This is a genomic window from Corallococcus macrosporus DSM 14697, assembly GCF_002305895.1.
Classification (GTDB): Bacteria; Myxococcota; Myxococcia; order Myxococcales; family Myxococcaceae; genus Myxococcus; species Myxococcus macrosporus.
In genome coordinates, this window is sequence record NZ_CP022203.1 from 3,016,364 (window position 1) to 3,042,210 (window position 25,847).

At 70.9% G+C, this 25,847-nt stretch carries 15 protein-coding genes; 8 read left to right on the forward strand and 7 right to left on the reverse strand.

Annotated elements, in window-relative coordinates; translation table 11 throughout:
* The first annotated feature begins 153 nt into the window (after positions 1-153).
* Together MYMAC_RS12845 and MYMAC_RS12850 are read left to right on the forward strand one after the other, a co-directional pair.
* Complete coding sequence (locus MYMAC_RS12845) at positions 154-2,571, forward strand: serine/threonine-protein kinase (protein ID WP_095958296.1); 2,418 nt, start codon at positions 154-156, stop codon at positions 2,569-2,571.
* 219 nt (positions 2,572-2,790) lie between these two features.
* Positions 2,791-3,537, forward strand: coding sequence for a hypothetical protein (locus tag MYMAC_RS12850; RefSeq protein WP_013939171.1), 747 nt, complete (start codon positions 2,791-2,793; stop codon positions 3,535-3,537).
* Positions 3,538-3,565: 28 nt separating this feature from the next.
* Here the strand turns inward: MYMAC_RS12850 and MYMAC_RS12855 are convergent, their stop codons facing one another.
* Both MYMAC_RS12855 and MYMAC_RS12860 read right to left on the reverse strand, forming a co-directional pair.
* The gene (locus tag MYMAC_RS12855) at positions 3,566-4,783 is read right to left on the reverse strand and encodes a hypothetical protein (RefSeq protein WP_095958297.1); all 1,218 of its coding nucleotides are present in this window, start codon (positions 4,781-4,783) and stop codon (positions 3,566-3,568) included.
* A 93-nt stretch (positions 4,784-4,876) separates the two neighbouring features.
* Positions 4,877-6,445, reverse strand: a complete 1,569-nt coding sequence (locus MYMAC_RS12860; RefSeq protein ID WP_204817567.1) for a hypothetical protein — start codon at positions 6,443-6,445, stop codon at positions 4,877-4,879.
* 175 nt (positions 6,446-6,620) lie between these two features.
* Here MYMAC_RS12860 and MYMAC_RS12865 point away from each other — a divergent pair, with 175 nt between their 5' ends.
* Positions 6,621-6,989: a metallothionein gene (locus MYMAC_RS12865; RefSeq protein WP_095958299.1), complete on the forward strand. Its 369-nt coding sequence runs from the start codon at positions 6,621-6,623 to the stop codon at positions 6,987-6,989.
* Here MYMAC_RS12865 and MYMAC_RS12870 read toward each other — a convergent pair.
* The 3 genes from MYMAC_RS12870 to nadA form a co-directional block, all read right to left on the reverse strand.
* Entirely contained in the window at positions 6,982-7,716 is a 735-nt protein-coding gene (locus tag MYMAC_RS12870; protein WP_095958300.1) for a class I SAM-dependent methyltransferase, read from the reverse strand. The two genes, MYMAC_RS12865 and MYMAC_RS12870, sit on opposite strands and share 8 nt — an antisense overlap.
* A 138-nt stretch (positions 7,717-7,854) precedes the next feature.
* Positions 7,855-8,454, reverse strand: a complete 600-nt coding sequence (locus MYMAC_RS12875; protein WP_013939176.1) for a zinc ribbon domain-containing protein — start codon at positions 8,452-8,454, stop codon at positions 7,855-7,857.
* Between the two features lie 78 nt (positions 8,455-8,532).
* The gene (nadA, locus tag MYMAC_RS12880; protein WP_013939177.1) at positions 8,533-9,465 is read right to left on the reverse strand and encodes a quinolinate synthase NadA; all 933 of its coding nucleotides are present in this window, start codon (positions 9,463-9,465) and stop codon (positions 8,533-8,535) included.
* A 353-nt stretch (positions 9,466-9,818) separates the two neighbouring features.
* On the opposite strand from nadA, the gene MYMAC_RS12885 reads away from it, so the two are divergent.
* The 4 genes from MYMAC_RS12885 to MYMAC_RS12900 all read left to right on the forward strand — a co-directional run bounded on the left by MYMAC_RS12885 (position 9,819) and on the right by MYMAC_RS12900 (position 17,462).
* The gene (locus MYMAC_RS12885) at positions 9,819-12,233 is read left to right on the forward strand and encodes a hypothetical protein (RefSeq protein ID WP_095958301.1); all 2,415 of its coding nucleotides are present in this window, start codon (positions 9,819-9,821) and stop codon (positions 12,231-12,233) included.
* The gene (locus MYMAC_RS12890) at positions 12,230-13,018 is read left to right on the forward strand and encodes a methyltransferase domain-containing protein (protein WP_013939179.1); all 789 of its coding nucleotides are present in this window, start codon (positions 12,230-12,232) and stop codon (positions 13,016-13,018) included. Before MYMAC_RS12885 ends, MYMAC_RS12890 begins: the two co-directional genes overlap by 4 nt.
* Positions 13,015-15,915 (forward strand): ATP-binding protein, encoded by a 2,901-nt coding sequence (locus MYMAC_RS12895; protein WP_095958302.1) that lies wholly within the window; start codon positions 13,015-13,017, stop codon positions 15,913-15,915. The genes MYMAC_RS12890 and MYMAC_RS12895 overlap by 4 nt, the downstream gene beginning before the upstream one ends.
* A gap of 155 nt (positions 15,916-16,070) precedes the next feature.
* The gene (locus tag MYMAC_RS12900; RefSeq protein ID WP_095958303.1) at positions 16,071-17,462 is read left to right on the forward strand and encodes a peptide MFS transporter; all 1,392 of its coding nucleotides are present in this window, start codon (positions 16,071-16,073) and stop codon (positions 17,460-17,462) included.
* Positions 17,463-17,727: 265 nt separating this feature from the next.
* Here MYMAC_RS12900 and MYMAC_RS12905 read toward each other — a convergent pair whose 3' ends face one another.
* The gene (locus tag MYMAC_RS12905; protein WP_095958304.1) at positions 17,728-19,182 is read right to left on the reverse strand and encodes a POT family MFS transporter; all 1,455 of its coding nucleotides are present in this window, start codon (positions 19,180-19,182) and stop codon (positions 17,728-17,730) included.
* Between the two features lie 357 nt (positions 19,183-19,539).
* Positions 19,540-22,440, reverse strand: coding sequence for an excinuclease ABC subunit UvrA (gene uvrA, locus MYMAC_RS12910; RefSeq protein ID WP_095958305.1), 2,901 nt, complete (start codon positions 22,438-22,440; stop codon positions 19,540-19,542).
* 452 nt (positions 22,441-22,892) lie between these two features.
* Between uvrA and MYMAC_RS12915 the strand changes: the two genes are divergently transcribed.
* The gene (locus MYMAC_RS12915) at positions 22,893-25,838 is read left to right on the forward strand and encodes a choice-of-anchor D domain-containing protein (RefSeq protein ID WP_095958306.1); all 2,946 of its coding nucleotides are present in this window, start codon (positions 22,893-22,895) and stop codon (positions 25,836-25,838) included.
* The last annotated feature ends 9 nt before the right edge of the window (positions 25,839-25,847 follow it).

The window sequence follows — 25,847 nt, forward strand, 5'->3', positions numbered from 1 at the left end:
CACACGGGGAGGGGCGGCTTCTTTTTGGGCCGGGAAGGCGAGGTGGGTGTCCGGAACCCACCGAAGCGGGTCCCTGGCTCCCAGGAGCCGGTGATTGTGGGTAAGCTCCGGAAAAGTCCAGCCCATTCACCTTCAGACAGACGGCCTTTCTTCGTGAGCTCGCCCCAGACGGCCATTCCGTTCGGTAACTATCTGCTGATCAAGCGGCTCGCCGTGGGGGGCATGGCGGAGCTGTTCCTGTCCCAGCGGCCGCCGGACCCTGAGCTGGTGGTGCTCAAGCGCATCCTCCCGTACCTGTCGGAGGAGCCCGAGTTCGTCCAGATGTTCCTGGACGAGGCGCGCATCGCCGCCCAGCTCCACCACCCCAACATCGTGCAGGTGCACGAGCTGGGGAAGGAGGGCGACAACATCTTCATCGCCATGGAGTACGTGGAGGGCGTGGACCTGCGGCGCGTCATGGCCGAGGAGTCCAAGTTCGGCGCCACCGTGCCCTATGGCGTGGCCGCGCGCATCTGCGCGCAGGTGGCCGCCGGCCTGGACTACGCGCACCACAGCCGTGGCGTGGACGGGCGCCCGCTGGAGCTGATCCACCGCGACGTCAGCCCGCAGAACGTGATGATCGGCTACGACGGGCGCGTCAAGCTGGTCGACTTCGGCATCGCCAAGGCGGGCGCGTTCATGGAGCGCAGCAAGCCGGGCGTCATCAAGGGCAAGTTCCTCTACCTGGCGCCGGAGCAGGTGTCGCAGGAGCGGCTGGACCACCGCGCGGACATCTTCGCGCTGGGCACCATGCTGTACGAAATCACCACCGGCCGGCAGCCCTTCGCCAAGCCGACGACGGAGGGCATCCTCTACGCCATCCGTTACGAGGACCCGTCGCCGCCCCACCTGCTGCGCGACGACTACCCGCAGGCGTTGTCGCGCATCGTCATGCGCTGCCTCACCAAGGACCGGACGCTGCGCTATCAGCGTGCCTCCGAGGTGAGCGAGGCGCTGGAGGCCTTCCTCGTCTCCGGCGCCATCCGGCAGAGCCTGGACGTGTCGGAGTACATCTGCCGGCTGCTGGGCGAGGAGGAGGAGCGCACCATCCTCCACATCCCAGAGGCCAAGGGCCCCGGCCGGCGCGAGGCCACCGTGCCGCTCCAGGGCGCCCGCCTCACCCAGGACGCAGCGCCGCCGAAGCGCCCGTCCGTGCTGGAGTCCACCGCCCCCACGCTGTCCTCCACCACGCCCGAATCCGACCTGACCCCGGTGCCTGGCGCGCAGCTCACGCCGGGCCTCTCCGCGCGGCCCACGCCGCGTCGCGCGTCCCGGGACTCGGTGCCGGCCTTCTCCATTGATGAGGCCGAGCCCGACACGCAGATGGCGCGGCCGCGCGAGCTGCCCGCCCGGCGACAGGACGACGACGAGGACTCGGAGATGTCCACCGCCGTCGGCACCACGCCCGCGGGCTACCGGATGGCGGCGCTCGTCGTGGAGGAGCTGGACATCGGTGACGGCGAGTCCACCGTGCCGCAGCGGGCCCGCGCGCGAGACGTGCCAGCCCGTCCCTCCGCGCCGCCGCCAGCACCGGCGCCGGTGCGACGCTCGGCGCCCCACATGTCGCCGCCGCCCGCGCGGGTGGCCGAGCCGTCGCGCTCGCGTCGCCCGGGCCTCGCCGCCCCGGCGCAGGGGTTGCCCTCACGCAGGACGTCACCACCGGACGACGGCGCGGGCTCGTCCGCCCCTGTCACCCCGCCGCCCCCACGCCGGCCCTCGTCGTTGGACGTGGAGGTCTCCCAGTCCGTCTCCCTCACCCCCGCCACGGTGAACCACCGGCCGCCGCCCCGCAGCTCGCTGACCCGGGGCTTCCGGCCGGACGAGGACGACGAGGAGTCGCTGCACACCGACCTGAACGCGTCCTCCCTGGAGTACACCGACCCGCGCCCCACGTTCCGGGACGACCCGGACGACGACGAGTCCACCATGGGCTACGGCGGTGGGGACTCGGGCGAATACACGGCGGACACGCGCGCCACGCCGCCTCGGCGCAAGCGCCCGGTGGCGCTGCTGCTGGCCTGCTTCGTGGGAGCGCTCGCGGTGGGGGTTGGCGCGCTGTGGTTCATCGGCGCCTCGCGGAGCGCCCCGGCGAAGCGCCCGCGGGACCTGTCGGAGCGCGCGTTGGAGCAGCAGGGGGCCACCGAGCCCGATGCCCGTCGCGTGCAGGAGGCGCCGCCCACCCCGAAGCTCGCGAACGCGCCCACTGCGGCGCAGGGTGAGACGGGCACGCAGCCCCTGGTACCGGATGCGCCGGTGAAGCCGCCGGAGCCGGGCGTGCCCACGGAGGACAACGCGGCGTCGGCGCCCGCGCAGGTCAGCGTCCGCTTCAGTGCGCCCGCCCGGACCGTCTTGCGGCGAGAGGGCGGCGAGCGCCTCCCCATCAACACCCTCGTCTCACTGCCCGCGGGCCCCATCCGGGTGAGCTACCAGTGCCCGGGACGTCGGAGGCCGAAGGGTACAAAACCCTACCTCATAGAGCCTGCGAGCGAGGGCCCGCTCGTCCTGCAGATTCCGTGCAAGAAGCGACGGTAGTGACATCGGGCGTTTGGCGGGTATGCGGCATCCTGCCCCAGCAGCGGACAAGTGGGCCCTGGTGGGCTTGAGTGTCCTTAAGTCGTTGGAATTCCAGGGCTTTCGTCTTCCCGAGCGCGTTTACACATGTCAGACGGGTCCGTAGAATCCGGAACCCTTATGGCGCGCCCGAAGAGTCAGAAAAACGTAATCAGGAAGCGGAGTTACACGGCCGGCCGGGTGGCCCGGCAGGTTCCCCTCGTCCCCGAGCCCAACAGGCTCCTGAAGGTCTGGCGTCGTGTGCTCGAACGCCGGCTGCGCACGCGCCTGCGCGCGAAGGTGGCGTTGGAGATTCATGACAACACGCACACCATGCTGACGTTCCAACGTCAGCGGGCCATGTGGCGGCTGCGGCTGCACCACATGTTCCTGGTCGCTCCGGACGACGTGGTGCAGGCGCTCGCCAGCTTCGTCCGCCACGGGGACCCGGACGCCAGCGTCCTGCTGGACAAGTTCATCGAGCGCAACCGCGTCTACATCCGGCGCCTGTCCCCGGCGCAGATGCGCAAGCGCATCCGGCTGGAGCCCGTGGGGCAGCACCACGATTTGGAGCGCATCTACGACCGGCTGAACGAGCGCTACTTCGACGGCCGCATCGACGCGGCCATCACCTACGGCCCGGCGCCGCGGGTGAAGGGGCCTCGCAAGAGCATCAAGATGGGCTCCTACTCGGCGGACTCGAAGGTCATCCGCATCCACCCGGCGTTGGACCAGCCGGTGGTGCCCCGCTACTTCGTGGAGTGGATTGTCTTCCACGAGATGCTCCACCACGTGTACCGGACGCGGAAGGGCGAGGATGGGCGGCGCTGCATCCACCCGCCCGAGCTGATGGAGCACGAGAAGCAGTTCCACGACTACACCCGCGCGCTCGCCTGGGAGCGGGAGAACCTGGACCTGCTGCTGCGCGCCCGCGTGTCGCCAGCCTGAGCGGCCGCGGGTGCCTCCCCTGGACGGCTCAGGGGATGATGAGCCCGCCGGGGCTGCGCCGCTCCTGCGTGAGCGCAGGCGCGGCCTCCGCGGGGCCTCCGGAGTCCGCGCCGGGCCGTGCACCCGCGGCCTGCGCCCCGGCGGCGGCCACCAGGGCCAGGACCTTCTCGAAGAGCCGCTCGGCGAAGCGGGAGAAGGGCTCCTGGGCCCCGTGGAAGAGCCGGCGGGCCTCGGCCCGGGCGATGTCCGCCTCCCGGGGGCGGGCGCTCCGCGCGAAGTAGTCTGCCATCCGCCACAGCCGCAGCGCGTAGCGCTGGCGAACCTCGGGGGTGAAGAAGTCCCGGGCCACGCTGACGACGGCCGCCTGGAGCTGCTCCTGGCGCTGCACGTCGCTGAGCGACAGGGGGCCGTGCACCACCTCATCCATCTTCTGCACCAGCGTCCGGACGTCGCTTTCCGGCGGCAGCCACGAGGCCAGCTCCACGGTGTCGTGGAGGACGTCGGCCTCCTGCGCGCGGCGGACGTCCTCGGGCTCGGGCGGGGGCAGCTCGGTGGGGGCCTGCTGGGGCTGGACGCCGAAGTGGCGCAGCACCACGTCCAGGCCGTCCGGGAAGGGCGTGCGGGTGCGCAGGTTGGTGCCGGCGGCCTCCGCCAGCAGGGCCGTGGCCTCCTCGGACGGCAGCTCGACGATGCCGCCGTGGGCCAGCCCGTCCTTCACCAGCTTCCGCCAGGTGCCGCGGCTCCGGTCGCCCAACTGGAGCGCCACCACGCCGCGCTCATCGGACACCTGCATCTGCACCACCTCCACGCCCGCGCCCCGCAGCGGGCGGGCCAGCACGAGCGCCCGCTCGCCCTCGCTGGTGATGGCGCTGGCGAGCGCGTCGAGGGCCTCGGGCGAGGAGGGCGCGGCGGCGCGGGGCGGCTCGGCGGCGCGCGCGGGCCCGGCCACGGCGACGCCTCGCGAGCGGAGCTGGTACAGCGCCTTCTTCGCGGCCTTGGCCAGGGGCTTCACCTTCGAGGCCGACAGGGACTCCGGCAGGGCTGTGTGTCCCGCCGCCACGGCGGCCTCGAGCACGGCCAGGGCCAGGGGCTCGGGGAGGGACTCCACGCTGGCGGGCGCGGCCTGGGATACATCGCGCACCCAGGCGCGGGTGGACTCCACCGCTTCAGCGGGGAAGGCGGGCAGCGGCGCGCCGGCGCGCAGGGCGTCCAGCAGGGAGCGAGGGTCCGTGGAGGAGGAGCTCATGCCGGACCTTCTACTGCACGGCGCCCGCTCCGGGGCAGGCCACGCGTGGGCCTTGCGCCCACCAGGCCACAGTGGCGCGCGGCCCGGGGGCTTTCAGCGCCGGCGGACCAGGGCGCTCTTCCCCGGCTCCGCCACCACGGCCAGCTCGGACTGGAGCCGAGGGCCGAACACCCGCGACGGGGGCGCGCCGCGGACGAGGAAGTGGTCGTACCAGACGCCCTGCCGCGCGTAGTCCATCTGCTGCGGACGCCACTCGGAGGGGAAGGTGGGGGGCTCCTCGCCGGTGTAGCGCAGCGGGGAGTGGGGCGTGGACGCGAAGGTGAAGTTGGGCACGCCGCCGCGCGCCCGGGCCAGCACCGCCGCGCTGTGGATGAAGACGGGCTGTCGCACCACCCGGGAGCCGGGGTCGAACATCAACCCCATGACGCGCGCGCGGGGCGCGGTGGCGGCCACCAGCGGGCCCCATTCGGCCTGCGCCTCCCGGGAGAAGGCGCGGTAGCCGCGCGCCATGACGAAGGCCAGCACCACCGCGCACGCCAGGGCGGCGACGCGCAGGGGCCGCCGCCACGCCGGAATCGCGGCCGGAGCCGTGGCCACCAGGAGCGCGGCGGCCAGGTGCGCGTAGCGCGTGTTCAGGTAGTAGACGTAGCCGCGGATGTCGAAGGGCAGCAGGAAGTAGAGCGCGAGCGCCAGCAGCCCCAGCCCCATCAGCCGCGAGCGCGCCACCAGGCCCTGTCCGGCCGGCCGCTCCGGACGCAGCAGCCCCGCGGCCCAGCCCGCCACGGCCACCGCGCACACGGCGTACAGCGCCCACCGGTCCGAGCCATCCCGGAAGGTGTTGGCGAGCACCTGGAAGAGCTCGGCGCGGTTCTGCTCAAAGCCCTTCCACGCCAGGTTCTGCGGAGAGAAGGTGGGCCCCCACGCCTTCCAGGGCACGCCAGGCTGGATGTCCGCGGGCTCGCCGAAGCGCAGCACCACCCAGCCGAGGAACAGCGCGACGCCCGGCACCACGCCCAGCAGCGCGGGCACGCGGGGCCGCAGCCGCGCGGCGAGCCCGCGGGCCCCGGCGTCCTCGGGCACGCGCGTGGTGAGCAGCAGCAGGGGCAAGCCGAAGGCGAGGAACCCGAAGGCCTGCACGTGGAAGAGGAGCACCGCCACCAGGCACACCGCCAGCCCCGCGCCCCACGCGCGCCGGCGGGGCGCGTCCTCCAGCGTCCGTACGAAGAGGCCGCAGCACAGCAGCGTCAGCGGCAGCGCGGCGCAGTAGTTGATGAAGCCCCAGTTGAAGCTGTCCCCATAGGCGAAGGGCAGCGCCAGCAGGGCGGGCCAGGCGGGCCGGCCCAGGCCGCGCAACAGGAAGCCGAGGCTGAGCGGCAGCCCCACCACGTAGGCGGAGAGGAAGACGCGGTTGGCCAGCTCCAGCGGCAGCAGCCAGTTGAGGCCGCTGACCAGGTAGTAGTAGCCCAGGTACGGCGTCAGCGCGTGGCGCGCGGCGAACACCTGCGGATACAGCGTGGTGGGGTCGTCCAGCCGGTGCAGGACGGAGATGAGGTACAGGTGCTGCGGCAGGTCCACCAGGGGCAGGTGGCGCGACACCCACAGGGGGAGCGTCCCCAGGACGAGCGCGGCGGCGAAGAGGAGGCGGGAGTGTCGGGGCGTCACGGAAGGCGCGGACTGTACGCGGCGCCTCCCTGGCGGGCGAGCCGTCCGTGCAGCCCGGCCAGCGCCTGTGTCCCAGGTAGACAAAGGTGTGGCCGCCGGCCTTGGCAGGGGGGAAGGGCTGCGGTATAGGCGCCGGCTGAGCAGGGGCGCTGGAGCGTGCCCCGAGGAGAGCACCATGGCGCGCATCGGAATGTGGGTGGCCGGAGGGCTGATGGCGAGCGGCCTGCTCCTGGCGCCGGGCGCGGCGGAGGCCTGCGAGGCCCACCGGCGTCCGGCTTCAGAGGCGAAGGCCGCGAAGGCCGCGCCGCCGGAGGCCGGGCCTTCCACCGGGGACGTGGAGCGCCCGCTGGATGTCCTGGATTCGCTCATGGCCGCCAAGTGCCAGTGCGGCAGCAAGGCGGACTGCACCTGCAAGAAGGGCTCGTGCGAGTGCCGCAAGTGCAAGAAGGCGAAGCGCCAGGTGATGGACGCGCTGCGCGGTCAGCCCGCGGAGCTGAAGCTCGACGAGGCGCGCAACGACGCGTCCGCGGGCGTGTTCATCTAGGCGTCTGGGCGGAGCCCTTCTCCGCCTTCACCACCAGCAGCGACGGCAGGGACACGCGCTCGAAGCGCACGAAGCCCGCGGCCGCGGCCTCCCGGCGCAGCTCCGCCTCGCCGCGAGCATGCAGGCCCACGCCCCGGTGGAGCAGCGCCCGGGGCGCTCCCGGCGGCGCGTAGGTGCTGGCCACCCAGCGGCCTCCGGGGCGAAGCACGCGGTGGACCTCCATCAGCAGCCGGGGCAGGTCGGCGACGAAGGGCAGCGCGTCGCTCATCAGCACCGCGCCCAGCACGCCGTCCTGGAAGGGGAGGTAGGGCGCCTCGGCGCGGAGGAAGTCCACGGCGACGCCGGCCTCTCGCACCTGGGCCACGCCTTCCTCCAGCATGGCGCGGGACACGTCGAGCGCGGCCACGGGCGGCGCGTCGGGCTCGCGCGCCAGCTTCCGCGCGAGCAGCCCCGTGCCGCAGCCCACGTCCAGCACCGGCCCCGCCGGCTGGCCCAGGAGGCTGCGGTAGAGGACGAACTCGCTGTCGCCATCCAGCGGCTGGCGGGTGAGGGCGCGCTGGAGGACGGGCCGCATGTAGCGCTCATAGGCGCGCGCCACCCAGCGCTGCTCCATGCCGCGTTGAAGCGGGCCCGCCTCGGCCGGGTCCACCACCAGGTCGGCGACGCCCTCGGCCACCGGGTGGCTGGCGCCGCACGCCTGGCAGCGCAGCGGACCGAAGAAGAGCACCGGGGCGTCCACCTCCGGTTGGAGGGCGCCACGCCGGCACCGGGGACACCGCAGGAGTTGAACGAGCGCGCGCCGCATGGGGCCGGCGAGGCTACCGTCCCTCGCGCGGCGCGAGAACCCGTTTCACGCCGGACGCCGTCAGGCCGAGGGCTGCGTGCGAGGCACGCGCCGGTCCTCGGCCACCAGCACCGGCCAGCCGCGGGCCATGGCCTCGCGGAAGAAGGCGGCCAGCTCCCGGCGGCTGTGATTCACCGCGCCCAGGAACGGGTCGATGAGGGACTCCTCGCCCAGGCTGCGCGTGGCCGCCAGCTCCACGGGCGTGCCGCAGCGCTCGCAGCGGATGGACACCTGACGCACCAGGGCCACCGGCACCGCGTAGCGGGCGCCGCAGTCTCCGCACTTCCACACCAGGGCGCGCTCGCCGGCCTCGCGGCGAGCCAGATTCTCCAGCTCGTCCGCCAGCCGGAGGAGCGCGGGCAAGTCCTGGGGCGGCTGCGCGAAGACGGCGGACGGACCGAAGCCTGTCTCGGGCGCGCCCAGCGACGGGGGGCGGTCCCCCTGAAGCAGGGTGCGCAGCCTGTCCTTGGCGCGCATGTCTCGGAATTCAGCGCCGGTGAGGGCGCGCTCCACGGCCTCGTGGACCGGAGGCAGCTCCGGCTCGAGGCGCTCATCGTCCGGCAACGCCTGGGGGAAGTTCACCAGCCGGTGCCCGGGGACTGCGAGGAATCGGAAGGCCACGGTAGCTCCATCGCATTGTGCTTCGCGGGGTGCAAGACGCGAGTTGGCAAATGTCCGCTGCTGCCGTTCATCCGCGGACTACTGCGACCAGTCCAGCATGCGCTGCAGCGGCGCGCGAGCACCCTCGCGCAAGTCTTCCGGCATGGTCAGCTCCGGCGTGCGGTCCTTCATGCAGCGCCAGAGCTTCTCCAGCGTGTTCAGCCGCATGTACGGGCACTCGTTGCACGCGCAGCCGTTGTCCGGCGGCGCGGGGATGAACGTCTTGTCCGGCGCGGCCCGCTTCATCTGGTGGATGATGCCCGCCTCCGTCACCACGATGAACCGCTGCTTCGGGCTACGCACCGCGTAATCCAGGATGGCCTTGGTGGAGCCGATGAAGTCCGCGTGGCGCAGCACCGCCTGCTCGCACTCGGGGTGGGCCACCACCTCCGCGTCCGGGTGCTCCACCTTGAGCTGCACCAGCTTCTTCTCGCTGAAGATTTCGTGGACGATGCAGCTCCCCGGCCACAGCACCATGTCGCGGCCCGTCTGCTTCATCACGTAGCGGCCCAGGTGCTGGTCCGGCGCGAAGAGAATCTGCCGGTCCTTCGGCACCTGGTTCACGATTTTCACCGCGTTGGACGACGTGCAGATGACGTCGCTCATGGCCTTCACCGCGGCGGAGCTGTTGACGTAGCTCACCACGAAGGCGCCCGGGTGTTTGTCCTTGAACGCCTTGAAGGCCCCCGGCGGGCACCGGTCCGACAGCGAGCAGCCCGCCTTCAGGTCCGGCAGCAGCACCTGGCGGGACGGATTGAGGATCTTCGCCGTCTCCGCCATGAAGTGGACGCCACAGAAGACGATGACGTCCGCCTGCGTGCGCGCCGCGGCCTGGGCCAGGGCCAGGCTGTCTCCCACGAAGTCCGCGAGGTCCTGGACTTCGCTCTCCTGGTAATAGTGCGCCAGGATGACTGCGTTCATGGAACGCTTGAGCTCCTGGATTTCCTTCGCGTAATCGACTTCGGCGCCCATGGCACCTCCTGGAGTCCCACATTTAACCGGGACTGGAAGTGCCGGCCAGGGTGCGGTTTGCCCCACTTCGCTCATGCCCGGGTGGTCGCGAATCGAGCGGGCGGCCCTTTTCCAACATCCGCCCTGTCCTCATGCTGGGGCACTCCCTTCCCCATGAGGTCCGGTAAGATGGCGAGCCGGGCCGGACGCCACGCATGCGGTTCGGCCATTGCATCTGGGAACTTCGAACCACGGGGGAATGTGAGGGGCCGCCGCCGGAAGGCTCGGCGGGGCGGTGGTGGCTGGCGGTCACATTCCCATCCGTGAAGTGGTTCATCCGGGGCGGGCGGCTCCGACCCGGTGGAGGAGGACATATGACCGTGACGACGCGCGCAGTGCTGGTCGTGCATCCGGAGGCGGAGCGTCGTGGACGGCTCCGCGCCTTGCTGGATGGCTACGAAGTGCTCGAAGCCTCCAACCGGCAGGAGGCGGTCGAATTCCTCACCAAGTCCGTCCCCGCGCTGGTGTTGACGCATCCGGACATCTTTCCCCGCCTGTTGAAGGACCTGGAGCGCTACGCGCCGCGCTCCATCCGCGCGGTGCTCTGCCCCAAGGACAACGCGCGGGCCCACCACAGCCTGGTGGACGTGGCCGCCGCGGGGCACATGTTCTTCACCCTGGAGGATGACCCCACGCCGGCGCTGCGGCGCGCCGTGCAGGAGCTGCTGGACCTGCGTGAGTCCGAGCGCCGCGAGCCGCACGGCGTGTTGGAGGCCCGCTTCACGGCGGATGGGACGGCGTTCCGCGCGCGGTTGCTGGACGTGGCCACCGGGGGCCTGGGGCTGCGGCTGGAGTCCAGCGTGCGCATCGAGCGGCTCACGCCGGGCACGGAGCTGGAAGGGCTCCAGGTGCTGCGCGGCGACACGTTGGTGCTGCGCGCCGGCCACGCCACGGTGCGGATGGTCCGCCCCCTGCGCGCGAACGAGGGCAGCGGCTTCCACCTGGGGGTGTCGTTGGAGCGCCCCATGGAGCATTCGCGTTCCTCCGCCGCGCCGCTGCTCAACGATTCGGTGCGCATCCGCGGCCTGCTCCGCCGCGCCGTGCGCGCGGGCGTGGGCTTCGGGCTGCGCACGCATGAGGGCAACCGGCTGGTGGACTTCTCCCGCGCGGAGGTGCTCCCGGAGGAGTCCCGACTGGTGCTGAGCGAGCAGTCGCAGCCGGGCACGCTCTTCCACCCGGGGGACGTGGTGCGGCTGTGCCTGGACTTCGGCGGCGTGTGTCACGTGGGCACCACCGCGGTGCTGGCCTCGGAGCCGAACCAGGTGGAGGTGGCCCTGCCCCGCGCGCTGAGCCTGCACCACCGCCGCAACAGCCTGCGCTTCCGCTCGTCGGCGGAGCGGCCCTTCGCGGTGTCCTTCAACTCGCCGCTGACGGGTGAGTCCATCGTCCGGCCGCTGCTGGACCTGCACACGGGCGGGTTCGCCTTCCCCTTCGACGCGGGCCGGGAGGCCTTCCCTCCGGGCCTGGTGCTGGACGACGTGATGCTGCAGTTGCCGGACGGCACGCGCTCACGCTGCCGCGCCCAGGTGCAGGACACCGGACAGCTCACGGTGACGGAGGAGGGCGCCAGCATGAGCCGCCCGCGCCGCTGTGGCCTGCGCATCCTGGAGCTGGCGCCGGAGGCCCGCGCCGCCATCCTGGACGCCTTCATCAAGGCGCGCTGTCCGGACGCGCGCGACGCGTCCGAGCTCCCCTTCTCCGACGTGTGGGATTTGTTCCGCGCCGCCGACGTGCGCTTTCCCGACTACCCCTTCCACGACACGGCGACGCCGGAGCCGCTGGTGGACGCGCACCAGCGGCTGGGCAACGGCATCCACGGCCTGTCCAAGGCCATCGTCTATCAGCGCGAGGGCCGGCTCTACGGCCACATCTCCGGGCTGCGCATCTATTCGCGGACGTGGCTGTCGCAGCACCTGGTGGTGCGGCCGGGCTACCACCGGCATGAGTCCATCTCCCAGGAGCTGGTGGCGCTGGCGGCGGACTACGCGGAGAGCCTGGACGACGTGGAGTACCTGCGCGCGCTGTGGCGCTGCCGCAACCGGTGGACCTCGCGCATCTACGGCGCCATCGCCAGCCGCCTGGAGCGCCCGGGCATGAGCTGTCTGCACGCCTTCACGCCCTGCCGGCTCCCGGTGGACGCCGCGCTGCCGCCCCCGCGCGCCGACCTGCGCGTGCGCCCGGCGGGGACGTCCGACCTGCGCTGGCTGGAGCAGCACCTGCGGGAGACGCAGGACGTGGTGCGCCTGCGCAGCTCGGACCTGGTGGAGGGGGAGATGACCATGGGGACGCTGGGCGGGCGCTACTCGGACGCGCGGCTGCGGCGCTCGCGGCGCATCGCCCTGGTGGAAGGCCAGGATGGGCCCAGGGGCTTCGTGCTCATGGAGGACTCGACGCCCGGCCTCTTCTGGGCGGAGTGGTACAACGCCTTCTCGCTCGTCATGGTGGAGCAGGACGCGCGGGAGGCGGACGCCGTGCGCCAGGCGCTGGTGACGCACGCGGTGGAGGACTCGGCCCGGCGTGGCCGCTCCACCGCGGAGTGCCTGGCCGCTGACGCGGACCTGCCCGCGCTGGAGGCGCTGGGCTTCCACAACCTGGGCAAGGTGATGGAGTTCACGGCCCACCGCCGGCTCGTACGGGACTGGAACGCCTACCTGCTCGCCGTCTTCGAGCGGCTGGCCGCCCATGGCCGTGGCGGCGCTCGGGGAGATGACAAGGACATCGCGGCATGAGCTACTTGATGGAATCGGCCCAGGAGGTGCACCGTCTGCAGGCGCAGGCGGGCGCCACCTCCTACGCGGACCGGCTGAGGCTCACCGGGCTGCGGCCCGGAGCCGCCGCGCTGGATGTGGGCTGTGGTCCGGGCGTCATCACCTCGGAGATGCTGGACGTGGTGGGCCCCCACGGCCGTGTGGTGGGCATGGAGCCGCAGGCCGAGCACCTGCAAGCGGCCCGGGCGTTGCTCGCGGGCAGGCCCAACGTGGAGCTGCTGCAGGGCGCGCTGCCGGACACGCGCCTGCCCTCCGACCACTTCGACTACGTCTGGTGCCAGTACGTCTTCGAATACCTGGGGGAGCCGGGCCCCGCGCTGGCGGAGCTGGTGCGGGTCGTCCGGCCGGGCGGGCGCGTGGTGGTGGCGGACATCGACGGGGTGGGGCTGTGGAACTGGCCCTTTCCGGAGGACCTCCAGGAGGAGAGCCAGAAGCTGCTGGCCGCCCTCCGCGCGGCGCGCTTCGACCTGCACGCGGGCCGCAAGCTGTTCCATCTCTTCCGGAAGGCGGGGCTGGCGGACGTGCGCGTGCACATCTCCCCGTTCTACGTGGCGGCGGGCGCGGTGGACGCGCGGCTCCACGAGGACTGGGTCATCCGCTTCCGGACGCTGCGCCCGCTGGCGGAGCCCTACTTCGGGGGCGCCGGCCCCTATGACGCCTTCTGTGAACGCTTCCTCGCACTCCTGGACGACGCCGACACCCTCAAATATGCGATGGTGTTGACGACCGAAGGAGTGAAGCGTTGACCGTCCCCGCGGAACCGGACTCCGCACCGTCAGCCCCCGACACGCCCGAGCTGAGTGTCCGGATGCTGCGCAGCGTGATGCTGTACTACGAGCGGACCTACGGCCGGGACAGGCTGGTGCGGGTGTGGCAGCGCGAGTCGCTGCCGCTGCCCCTGTCGTACATGGAGACGCTCACCAACTTCGTCTCCGTGGGCTTCACCGAGCGCCTGTTCGACGCGCTCGACAAGGACTCCGGCGACCCGGACTTCATGACGAAGGCGGGGCGCAGCATCGCCAGCCCGGAGGCGGTGGGCTTCCTCTATTACATGATGCGGGCGCTGGCCACGCCGCGGAGCGTCTACGAGCGCGCGCTGGAGCTGGACCACACGTACAACCGCGTGGGCGGCTTCCACATCGACACGCTGACCGACTCGCGGGTGCAGGTGCGCTACGTCAGCCGCATCCGCGAACGCGACCGGAACTTCTGCCGCGCGCGCCAGGGCAACCTGTCCGCGTTCCCCGCCATCTGGAACCTGCCCCTGGCGGAGGTGAAGGAGCTGCGCTGCCAGGTGGATGGGGCGGACTGCTGCGAGTACGACATCCGCTGGCAGGCCCTGCCGCCCCTGGCCTGGCGCTACATCGTGGGCGGCATGGCGGGCATGGTGGCCGGGCTGCTGTCGGGCACGCTGAACCTGGCGCCGCCCGTCTTCGCCGTCACCTCCATGGGCATGGTGGGCGTGGCCGCGGGGGCCTGGCTGGACACGCGCGCGGCCCTGCTGCGCAAGGACGAGAAGCTGTCGGAGCAGCACCAGGGGCTGCAGACGTCGCTGGAGGATCTGCAGCGGCGCAACGAGGAGATCTTCGCCGCCAACAAGGCGCTCGAGGACCGCGTGGCCGAGCGGACGCAGGAGCTGTCCGAGGCCAACACCAAGCTGGAGGCGTCGCTCGCGCGGCAGCAGGAGCTGGACCGGCTCAAGAGCGAGTTCTTCGACAACGTCAGTCACGAGCTGCGCACGCCGCTCACGCTCATCCTGCTGACCCTGGAGGCGCTGGCGAAGCAGATGGAGACGCTGCCGTCCGACGTGGCGCCGCTGGTGACGAACATGGAGCGCAGCGCGCAGCGCCTGCTGCGGCTCATCAACAACCTGCTGGACCTGGCCCAGCTGGAGTCGGGCAAGGCGCGGCTGCGCTACCAGCCGCTGGAGCTGTTCGGCTTCCTCAGCACGGTGGTGCCGCCCTTCCACACCATGGCGGAGAAGCAGGGCGTGACGCTGCGGCTGGAGGGCGCATCCGTGACGCCGGTCCACGTGGACCACGAGCGCATGGACATCGTCTTCCAGAACCTGCTGGGCAACGCGCTGAAGTTCACCCAGAAGGGCGGGGTGATGGTGCGCGTGCACGAGGACGCGGCGGAGGTGCACGTCGAGGTGGAGGACTCCGGCCAGGGCATCGCCGCGCAGGACATCCCGGTCATCTTCGACCGCTTCTCCCAGGCGGACAACAGCGGCACCCGGCGCTTCGGCGGCTCGGGCATCGGCCTGGCGCTGGTGAAGGAGACGCTGGAGCTTCACGCGGGCGGCATCTCGGTGACGAGCGAGCTGGGCAAGGGCTCCACCTTCCACGTGCGGCTGCCCAAGGGCACCGCCCACATCCGCGAGGACCTGCGCGAGCGCCGCCAGGCCGTCATGCCCGTGCGCCGGGAGCGCCGCATCTCCGGCGCCTTCCCGTCACTGGAGCCGACGGGGCCCACCGTCCTCGGCGCGGCGCCGCCGCAGGCCCGGGACCACGCGGGGCCCGGGCCCGAGTCGCCCCGCATCATGGTGGTGGAGGACGACCCGGAGATTCGCGCCTTCCTCGCCCGGCTGCTGGCCCAGCACTACCGGGTGCTGGAGGCCATCAACGGCGAGGACGGCCGGCAGCGCGCCCTGCACGAGCGGCCCGACCTCATCCTGTCGGACGTGATGATGCCCGTCATGTCCGGCCTGCAGATGCTGGTCGCCCTGCGCAATGAGCCGCAGACGGTGGACATCCCCGTCATCCTCCTCACGGCGCGTCATGAAGTGACGGCCAAGGTGGAGGGCCTGGGCGTGGGGGCCAACGACTACCTGGGCAAGCCCTTCAGTCCGAACGAGCTGCTGGCCCGCATCGAGACACAGCTTCGCCTGCGCGAGGCGGCGGTGCGCGCCGCGGAGAACGAGCGGCTGGCGGCCGTGGGCCTGCTGACGTCGGGCTTCGCGCACGAGGTGCGCAACCCGCTCAACGGGCTGATGAATGCCTTGCTGCCGCTCAAGGACATGCTGTCGGCCGGCGTCTCGGACCCGGAGCTGAGCAAGGCCATGCTGGACGTGGTGGAGGAGTGCGGCCAGCGCATCCGCCACCTGGCCGAGTCCCTGCTCTCCTTCACGCGGACCAGCGAGACGCCCGTGGTGCTGTCCCTGGACTCCACGCTCAGCGTGCTGGCGTGGAAGGTGCCGCCCGACGTCAAGGTGGAGCGGGCGTACCACTGCAACGAGCCGGTGCGCGGCAACCCGGGCGCGTTGAACCAGGTGTGGTTGAACCTCCTGGACAACGCCCTGCGCGCGGTGGGCGACACGGGGCGGGTGCGCATCGCCACCGCCAGCACGGCGGACGAGGCCATCGTCACCATTGGCGACGACGGGGTGGGCATCCGCCCGGAGGACATGGAGCGGCTCTTCCAGCCCTTCTTCTCCACCCGCGCCGCGGGCGAGGGGACGGGGCTGGGCCTGGCGCTCAGCCGCCGCATCATCATCCAGCACGGCGGGCACATCTCGCTGACGAGCGTGCCGGGGGAGGGGACGCAGGTGGAGGTCCGCCTGCCGCTGCGCCCCGTGGCGCCCCGCGTCCCTGGAGCCGCGCCCGAGCTCGCGTCCGAGCCGCGCATCGGCCGCCTGGGCTGACGCGGGACGCAAGGGCCCCGCCCGGGCCCACGGCGGCCGGGCGGCGGAGGGGGGGAATTCCCTACCGGCTCAGGTGTCCTCCTGGGCATGGCCCGCGTGTCTGGTACAGTCACGCCACTTTTTCGTAGCACCTCTCCTTTCAAGGAAAGCACGGCATGCAAGGCACCGTAGCCGCGGGCGATGCCCGCAAGGGGCACCCGCGAGGGCTCTACCTCCTCTTCTTCACCGAGATGTGGGAACGCATGTCCTATTACGGCATGCGCGGCCTGCTCGTGCTCTTCCTCACGAGCAAGGTCAACGGAGGCTTCGGCTGGTCCACCGCGGATGCGCTCAGTCTCTACGGCACCTATACGGGCCTGGTGTACCTGACGCCCATCGCCGGCGGCTTCATCGCGGACCGCTTCATGGGACAGCGCCGGGCGGTGGTGCTCGGTGGCGCGTTGATGATGATAGGCCACCTCGTCCTGGCGCTCCCCAGCGTGACGATGTTCTACGCGGGCCTGGGCTTCCTCATCATCGGCAACGGCTTCTTCAAGCCGAACATCTCCACCATGGTGGGCGGGCTGTACGCGCCCGGTGACGGCCGCCGGGACAGCGCCTTCACCATCTTCTACATGGGCATCAACCTGGGCGCGGTGCTCGGCAACTTCATCTGCGGCACGCTGGGCGAGCGCGTGGGCTGGCACTGGGGCTTCGGCGCCGCCGGCGTGGGCATGCTGCTGGGCCTGATTGCCTTCATGTCGCTGCAGAGCAAGCTGCTGGGGCAGGTGGGCCTGGTTCCGGTGAAGATGGTCACCGACGCCGAGTCGAAGCCGGGCACCCCGAAGCAGTCGTCGGGCTTCAGCCGCGATGAAATCGACCGCATCATCGTCATCTTCATCATCGCGCTCTTCGTCGTCGCCTTCTGGACGGGCTTCGAGCAGGCCGGTGGACTGATGAACCTCTACACGGACGCGAAGGTGGACCGCGGCGTGCTGGGCTGGGAGGTGCCCACCACCTGGTTCCAGAACTTCAACTCCGTCTTCATCGTCGCGCTGGCGCCTGTATTCGCCGGCCTGTGGAGCTGGCTGGCCGCGCGCGGCAAGGACCCGAGCATCCCCGTGAAGATGGGCCTGGGCCTGCTGTTCCTCTCCACCGGCTTCCTCTTCATGCTGGGCGCCTCCAGTGAGAGCGCCTCGGTGGGCAAGGCGGCGGCGTGGTGGGTGGTGATGGCCTACCTGTTCCACACAATGGGGGAGCTGTGCCTGTCCCCCGTGGGGCTGTCCATGGTGACCAAGGTGGCGCCGGCGCGCATCGTCTCCGCGATGATGGGCGTGTGGTTCCTCGCGAACGCGGCGGCCAACAAGCTGGCCGGCGTCTTCGGGGGCTACTCGGAGAAGCTGGGCGAGTTCGGCGTGTTCCTCTACATCACCGTGGGAACGGGCATCGCCGGCGTGCTGCTGCTCATCGTGTCGCCCATCCTCAAGCGGATGATGCACGGCACCGACGAGGTGAAGCCCTCCGCGCCCCCCTCCGAGCAGCAGGGCGGCTCGGTGGCGGCGGCCTGAGCGGCCCCGGACACCGCTGATTGCAGCGCGGACGCCGGTGTCCCGAAAGGGGCGCCGGCGTTCTTGTAGACGGATGCGCCGCTTCTTGGGGCGTATCGCCGGAGCATACCCAGCGCGCCGCCCGAGGCGGCTGTTCGCCCGCCGGGCCGGCTTCGTGGCGCCTCCGGGGGCGGGCCTGCGGGGCTCTGAAACACGAACGCCGGCGCACCGCGAAGGTGCACCGGCGTTCATGGCGCGGGCCTGGATGGCCCTGTCGCTGCCCGTCCTACGCGGACTTCGCCGAGCCGGGCGTCACGCCCGCGGCGTTGCGCTCCTCGGTGGGGACGGGCGCGGACGTCTGGTAGTAGTCGCGCACCACGTAGCGGCGGGCCACCAGCGCCATGCCCACGGCGGCCAGCAGGGCGAAGCCGGCATAGAAGAAGAACTGCCCGGAGCCCGTGAAGACGTTCAGCTTGGAGGAGACGGCCACCGCCACGTTGGCCAGCGTGTTCGTCACCAGCCACACGCTCTGGATGGTGCCCTTCATCTCCCGCGGGGCCTGCGTGTACGCGAACTCCAGGCCCGTGGTGGACATCAGGATTTCACCCAGCGTCAGCACGATGTACGGGAGGATCTGCCACGCGATGTTCAGCGTCGTGCCGCCCTCCATCGTCACCTGGAAGAAGCCCGCGATGATGAAGGACAGCGCGCCCACCACCAGGCCCAGCGGCATGCGCCGCAGCGGCGTCAGCTCCCAGCCGGCGCGCTGGAAGGCCGGGTAGACGACGGCCGTCAGGAAGGGGATGAGCAGCATCACCAGCAGCGGGTTGACGAACTGCATCTGGCTGGCCTGGAAGGTGAACGGCCCCACCTGCGGGTCCATGGCCCGGGCCTGCACCACCCACGTGGACGCCTTCTGGTCGAAGAGCATCCAGAAGAAGGGCACGAAGGGCAGCAGCAGCGCGCTCACCTTGAACACCGCCTTCACGCCGTCCACGGCCTCCTCGGGGTGCTCCTTCCTCGCGCCGTCCAGCCAGCTCTTGCCCTGGCCCCGGTTGCGCAGCGCGCTGAACACCACCTTGGTGAAGCTGTGCGGGTTGGCGCCCGTCGCGGGCACCCGGACGTACTTGTGGCGGCCCAGCCAGAAGATGAACGTGGCGATGAACATCAGCACGCCGGGGATGCCGAAGGCCACCGACGGCCCGAAGTGCTTGAGCAGCAGGGGGATGAACAGCGACGCGAAGAACGAGCCGAAGTTGATGGTCCAGTAGAAGATGGCGAAGACCTTCTTCACCAGGTGGCTGTTGGACTCGTTGAACTGGTCCCCCACCATGGCCGCCACGCAGGGTTTGATTCCGCCACTGCCAATGGCGATGAGCGCCAGGCCCGTGAAGAACCCCGTGACGTTGTGCTCGAAGACGGCCAGGCACGCGTGGCCCAGGCAGTACACCAGGCTCAGGCCCAGGATGATGCGGTACTTCCCGAAGAAGCGGTCCGCCAGGTACCCGCCGATGAGCGGGAAGAAGTACACGCCCGCCATGAACGTGTGCATCAGGCTCTTCGCTTCGGCCTCCCGCAGCGCGTTGTCCGGTATCTGCGTGCGCAGCAGGTAGTCGATGAGGAACACCGTGAGGATGTTCCGCATCCCGTAGAAGCTGAAGCGCTCACACGCCTCGTTGCCGATGATGAAGGGGATTTGCGGCGGGAACTTGTTGCTCTGCGCGGCGCTTGCCTGGGCCATACGACGGGGTGCTCCCTGGTGACGAAAGGTGGGGGCTCCTAGATTCCGAGAAGCCGCACCCTACCCAACGGAGCGCCGGGACTCCACCGCGCGGCGCCTGCCCGCCCTTCCGGGCGACGCCTCCCCGGCCGCACCCACGCCGGAAATCTCCCTCCCGACTGCCCGCGTCATTCCGGTGGGCGTGTGTGTTTATTGATACAACTCAAGTTGTCTGGCTGGGTTTGACAGACATTGGAATATCCCTATCATTTCCCGTGATGTCATTCCTCCAAGGTGGTGCGGGGGGATGGGGGTGAATGAAGGCACCCCCGTCCCCCCGCTCCATTTTTCCCGGAAGGCATTGCGCGGTGCGTCGTGTCAGCCGCGGGCGCCCTTCTTCAGGGGCGCCGCTTCCTCCACGCGCACGCCCACGCGGGCCCTGCGGGCCTTGGTGAGCACGTGGCCCAGGTAGCGGCCGGTGTGGCTGCCTTCGACCTGGGCGACCTCCTCGGGCGTGCCGGCGGCCAGGATGCGGCCACCGCCCGCGCCGCCCTCCGGCCCCAGGTCGACAATCCAGTCCGCGCTCTTGATGACGTCCAGGTTGTGCTCGATGACGAGCACGGTGTTGCCCGCCTCCACCAGCCGGTTGAGCACCGACAGGAGCTTGCGGATGTCCTCGAAGTGCAGGCCGGTGGTGGGCTCGTCGAGGATGTAGAGCGTGCGGCCGGTGGCCACGCGCGCCAGCTCACGCGCCAGCTTGATGCGCTGGGCCTCGCCGCCGGACAGGGTGGGGGAGGGCTGCCCCAGGCGGATGTAGCCCAGGCCCACGTCATGGAGTGTCTGGAGCACGCGCATGATGTCGCGGTGCGCGCCGAAGTGCTCCATCGCCTCGCGCACGCTCATGTCGAGCACCTCGGCGACATTCTTGCCCTTGTAGCGCACGCGCAGGGTGGCCTCGTTGAAGCGCTTGCCGGCGCACACCTCGCACGGGACGTAGACGTCCGCCAGGAAGTGCATCTCCACCAGCTTCACGCCGTCGCCCTCGCAGGACTCGCAGCGGCCGCCCTTGATGTTGAAGCTGAAGCGGCCCGGCCCGTAGCCGAACGCGCGCGCCTCGGGCGTCATCGCGAACACCTCGCGGATGTTGTCGAAGAGCTTGGTGTACGTGGCCGGGTTGCTGCGCGGGGTGCGGCCAATGGGGCGCTGGTCGATGTCGATGACCTTGTCCAGGTGCTCCAGGCCGTGCACGGCCTTGTGCTTGCCGGGGGCCTCGCGGCTCTCATAGAGGTGCCGCGCCAGGGCGGGGAAGAGGATGTCGTTGATGAGCGTGGACTTGCCCGCGCCGGACACCCCGGTGACGGCGGTGAAGACGCCGAGCGGAATCTCCGCGTCCACGTTCTTCAGGTTGTTCTCCCGCGCCCCCTGGATGACCAGCTTGCGCTTCGGGTCCGGCTTGCGGCGCTCCTGTGGAATCTCGATTTCCAGCCGCCCGGAGAGGTACGCGCCGGTGGAGCTGGCCTCGTTCGCCATCACCTCCGCCGGCGTGCCCTGGGCCACCACCTGGCCCCCCAGCTCGCCCGCGCCCGGCCCGAAGTCCACCAGCCAGTCCGCCTCCTCCATCGTCTCCTCGTCGTGCTCCACGACGATGACGGAGTTGCCCAAGTCCCTCAGGCGCTTGAGCGTCAGCAGCAGCTTGCCGTTGTCGCGCTGGTGCAGGCCGATGGAGGGCTCGTCCAGGATGTAGATGACGCCCGTCAGCTCGCTGCCCATCTGCGACGCCAGCCGGATGCGCTGGCTCTCGCCGCCCGACAGCGTGGACGCGGTGCGGTCCAGCATCAGGTAGCCCAGGCCCACGTCCACCAGGAAGGACAGGCGGCTGCGAATCTCCTTCAGCAGCTCGGTGGCGATCTTCCGCTCGTGGGCGGACAGGGCCAGGTCGCTCAGGAAGCCCAGTGAGTCGGAGATGGTCAGCCGGCTCAGGTCCACGATGGTGCGCCCGTGCACCTTCACCGCGCGGCTCTCCGGCTTCAGGCGCTCGCCCTTGCAGGACGGGCAGGGCTTGTCGCTGAAGTACTTCTGGAGCTCGGTGCGGCGCGCCTCGGAGGTGGTCGTCTTGAAGTTGCGCATCATGCGCTCGACCAGGCCCTCCCACTCCATCTTGTACTTGCCGCCCTCGCCCCACGCGACGGTGAAGGACTTGCCGCTGGCGCCGTACATCAGCGTGTCCTTCTCACGCCTGGTCAGCTTGGCGTAGGGCACGTCCAGATCAATCTTGAAGGCCTTGGACAGGCTCTCCACGAAGTCGGCCGTCCAGCCCTCGCCGCGGTTCATGCTGCCGGCCCACGGTTCAATGGCGCCGTCCCGGATGCTGCGCGAGGTGTCCGGGACGATGAGGTCCGGGTCCATCTCCGGCTTGGTGCCCAGGCCGTTGCAGTCCGTGCACATGCCCAGCGGGTTGTTGAAGGAGAAGGACGCGGGCGTCAAATCCCCGAAGGACAGGCCGCACTTGGAGCAGGCGTTGAGCTCGCTCATCACCCGGTCGGAGGCGAGCGTGCCCTTCTCGTCGGTGATGATGATGGTGCCCTTGCCCTCGCGCAGCGCCGTCTCCACGGAGTCGGTGAGGCGCGTCTTCACGTCCGGCTTGAGCACCACGCGGTCGATGACGAGCGCGATGTCGTGCTTGGACTTCTTGTCCAGCTCGACGCGCTCCTCCAGGCTCTTGAGCGCGCCGTCGATGCGCGCGCGGGAGAAGCCGCGCTTCTGCGCCTCGGCGAGCAGGTCCTTGTGCTCGCCCTTGCGGTTGGTGACGAGCGGCGCCAGCACCTGGAGCCTGGTGCCCGCGGGCGCCTTGAGGATTTCCTCCACGATCTGCTGCGCGCTCTGCTTGCCCACCTTCACGCCACAGTTGGGGCAGTGCTGCACCCCGATGGAGGCGTAGAGCACGCGCAGGTAGTCATGGACTTCCGTGACGGTGCCCACCGTGGAGCGGGGGTTGTTGCTGGCCGCCTTCTGCTCGATGGAGATGGTGGGCGAAAGGCCACGGATGGTGTCGTACTTCGGCTTCTCCATCTGCCCCAGGAATTGCCGGGCATAGGCGGAGAGACTCTCCACGTAGCGGCGCTGGCCTTCCGCGTAGAGGGTGTCGAAGGCGAGCGAGCTCTTGCCCGAACCGGACACGCCGGTGAAGACGACGAGCTTTTTCTTGGGGATGTCCAGGGAGACGTTCTTGAGGTTGTGCTCCTTGGCGCCTCTGAGGGAAATGACGTCGGGCTCGGACATGGGCGGGCGATCTACCACTGAATAGGCGTTCCGGTAGTGGGGAAACACGTCAGGACCGCGGTGGATGCAAGGGAACGCCCTGGGTTGCGTCCCGCATCCCACATCCGCCGACTTCCCAGGCGGGCAGGCGGCGGATGACTTCTGGCATGGGGAGGGGACGCGGGGGCACCCGGGCGCGGACCGCCTGGCTGCCTGCCCCTCCCGGGCGGAGGCTTCGTCTGTGTGGCACCTGGAGTTCCTGAAGGAATTTCAGGAGTGTCCTGTGAGAGGACACCCGCGTTTCCCGTCCGGGCGCTGGTGTTTCCCTGGGAGGCCAGAGGGTTGCCGCGACGGACCGCGCCCCTCCACTCCGTGGGCGGACCGGGCACCGGGGTTGCAAAGGGCCCCTCGCTGAGCCGCGAGGCGACCCAGGCCGTGCTCCTGGCGTCTCTCGGTGTGGTGGGGAGGACGTTATGCGTGGGGCGTTCGGGTGGGTGGCGTTGGTGGCGGCGATGGTGGCGGGGGTGGCGTGTGAGCGGCCCGCATCACAGAAGGCGAAGAGCGCCTTCGTCGTCCGGCCGGAGATCGTGGATTTCGGTCCCGCGGCGCTGGGCCATACCAAGACGTTCAAGCTGCGAATCGCCAATGCGGGGCGGGCCTCCTACCGGGTGGAGGGCGCCATCTCCAGCGTGCCCAACGTCGACATTCCGCCCTTCGAGCCCTTCGTCCTGTCCGCGGGCGGCGAGCAGGACATCGAAATCCACTTCAACCCGCAGGTGGAGGGTGAGGTGCAGGGCATGGTGGAGATCCTCACCGACGCGGAGGCCGGCGGGCGGGTGCCGGTGTCCGGCCGCGGGGTGAAGGCCTTCATCGAGGTGTCCTCGGAGGCCATCGACTTCGGCAACGTGGCCATGGGGCTGGTGGAGATGCGTGAGGTGACGGTGCGCAACCCGTCCGACGTGGACAGCCCGCTGTCGCTGGCGGTGCAGGGCGCGGACGCGGACCAGTTCACCGCCGGGCAGGGGCTGCCCTCCACGCTGGCGCCCGGCGAGGCGCGGGTGGTGCCGGTGGCCTACGCCCCGAGCCGGCTGGGCGCGGCCGAGGCGGCGCTGCACGTCGTGGTGTGTGACGGCTGTGCGCCGGCGGTGGTGCCGCTGACGGGCAACGGCGTGGCCTCCAAGCTGGAGGTGACGCCGCTGCGCGTGGACTTCGGGCGCGTGGCGCTGGGCGCCACGGCGGAGCAGGTCATCACCGTGCGCAACCAGGGCTCGCAGCCGCTGAGCTTCACGGGCTCGCAGCTCGTGGACAGCGTGGACGGCGTCTTCCGCATCACCAGCGCGCCCGTGGTGGCCAACGGCCTGCTGGCGCCGGGCGCGGCGGTGGAGCTGCGGGTGGCCTTCACCCCCACGGCGGTGGGCGCGGTGCGTGAGGGCCGGGTGGAGATTGGCGTGCGCGAGCAGGGCTCCAGCGCACCGGGCCCCAAGGTGGCGCTGGCCGGCGAGGGCGGCGGTTCGTGCGTGACGGTGCTGCCCCGGCGCCTGGGCTTCGGCACGGTGGCGGAGGGCATGACGGCGACGCGGGACGTCACCGTCTACAACCGCTGCCGCGAGGACGTCAGCGTGAGCGACCTCCAGTTGGACACGCGGCAGGGCGGCTACTTCACCCTGGCCCAGGCCCCCGCCAGCGTGACGGTGCCCGCGGGGCAGAACGCGAAGGTGAGCGTCACCTTCCGGCCCAGGGCGGGCCACGCGGACGTCAGCGCGGGGCGGCTCTCCGTCACGGTGCGCGATGATGGCGCCTCGGCGACGGAGGCGGTGGAGCTGGAGGGCCGGGGCCGGGTGTTCGCGCCGTGCCAGTACGCGCTGCCCCGGCAGCTCGACTTCGGCAAGGTGCCGGTGGGCGCGGAGGTGGCGCTGGGGGTGACGCTGCGGAACACGGGCGCGGAGGCGTGCTACCTGGCGTCGATGCAGCTCGCCCAGGGCTCGGACGCCGTCTTCACCGCGACCCCGGTGCGCAACGGGGTGCTGGAGCCGGGCGCGAAGGCGACGCTGCTGGTCCGCTTCAAGCCGTCCGAGGAGGGCGGCTTCTCCGGCCTGGCGGAGGCCTGGGTGAACAGCCCCACGCAGGGGCACCCGCTGGTGGAGCTGCAGGGCGAGGGCGTGGTGGGGTGCTTCGCGGTGCAGCCCACCACGTTGGACTTCGGCGTCTCCAAGCTGACGTGCGCCCCGCGCACGCGGGAGCTGGTGGCGGTCAACACGTGCGTCGGGCCCGTCCAGGTGAGCCAGGTGGCCTTCGACGCGGACGCGGGCGAGTTCACCGTGACGGGCGGCGGCGACGCCCCGTGGACGCTCGCGGGCCAGGACGCGCGGACGCTGACGGCGGCCTACGCGCCGGTGGACGAGGGCACCGACGCGGCGGCGCTGCGCTTCACGCTGGCGGACGGCGCCGTCTACACCGTGGGGCTGGTGGGGCAGGGCGCGACGAAGGCGGAGCGGACGGACCGCTTCTTCCAGGAGTCGCAGGCGAAGGTGGACGTGCTCTTCGTGGTCGACAACTCGGGCTCCATGATGGAGGAGCAGCAGAGCCTGGGGCAGAACTTCGCGGCCTTCCTCAGCGCGGCGAACGTCGCCTCGGTGGACTACCGCATCGGCGTCACCACCACGGGCCTGGACCCGTCGCCGGGCGGCTGGTCCGAGTGTCCGGGCGGCGCGCAGGGCGGTGAGAATGGCCGCCTGTTCCCCGTGGATGGCTCGCGGCCGCGCATCATCACCCCGGCGACGCCGGATGCCGCGGGCGTCTTCGCCGCCAACACCCACGTGGGGGTCTGCCATTGGAACGAGCAGGGCCTGGAGGCCGCCTACCGCGCGCTGGCGGACCCGCTGCTCTACAACCACGATGACCCGCGCACCCCGCTGCTCGACGACGGCAACGGCGGCTTCCTGCGCGACGACGCGCGGCTGGCCATCATCTTCGTGTCGGACGAGGAGGACTTCAGCACGCAGCCGGTGTCCTTCTATGAGACGTACATGCTGGCGCTGAAGGGCAATGACCGCTCCAAGCTGAGCGTCAACGCCATCGTCGGGCCGTCGGACCTGTCCCGGTGCCCCACGTCCAGCAGCTCGGGCAGCCGCTACATCCAGCTCGCGGAGGCCACGGGCGGCGTGGTGGACAGCATCTGCACGCCGAACTGGGCCGGCTCGCTGGAGAACCTCTCCGACAGCACCTTCGGCGCGAACCGCAAGTTCCCGCTGGCCGAGACGCCGGAGGACCCGGCCAGCATCGTCGTGGACGTGGACGGCGTCCGGGTGACGTCCGGCTGGCAGTACGACGCCCGTGAGAACGCCATCCTCTTCGACCGCGCCGCGGCCCCCGACGCGGGTTCGTTGGTGGAGGTGACGTACCCTCTGGGCTGCGGCTGAGCCCCCGCG

Coding starts and splice junctions, on each gene's coding strand:
- MYMAC_RS12855 (WP_095958297.1), bottom strand. CDS start 4,783: ATGAGCTCCTCCTCCACGGACCCTCGCTCCCTGCTGGACGCCCTGCGC.
- MYMAC_RS12865 (WP_095958299.1), top strand. CDS start 6,621: ATGGCGCGCATCGGAATGTGGGTGGCCGGAGGGCTGATGGCGAGCGGC.
- nadA (WP_013939177.1), bottom strand. CDS start 9,465: ATGGGCGCCGAAGTCGATTACGCGAAGGAAATCCAGGAGCTCAAGCGT.
- MYMAC_RS12885 (WP_095958301.1), top strand. CDS start 9,819: ATGACCGTGACGACGCGCGCAGTGCTGGTCGTGCATCCGGAGGCGGAG.
- MYMAC_RS12890 (WP_013939179.1), top strand. CDS start 12,230: ATGAGCTACTTGATGGAATCGGCCCAGGAGGTGCACCGTCTGCAGGCG.
- MYMAC_RS12900 (WP_095958303.1), top strand. CDS start 16,071: ATGCAAGGCACCGTAGCCGCGGGCGATGCCCGCAAGGGGCACCCGCGA.
- MYMAC_RS12905 (WP_095958304.1), bottom strand. CDS start 19,182: ATGGCCCAGGCAAGCGCCGCGCAGAGCAACAAGTTCCCGCCGCAAATC.
- uvrA (WP_095958305.1), bottom strand. CDS start 22,440: ATGTCCGAGCCCGACGTCATTTCCCTCAGAGGCGCCAAGGAGCACAAC.
- MYMAC_RS12915 (WP_095958306.1), top strand. CDS start 22,893: ATGCGTGGGGCGTTCGGGTGGGTGGCGTTGGTGGCGGCGATGGTGGCG.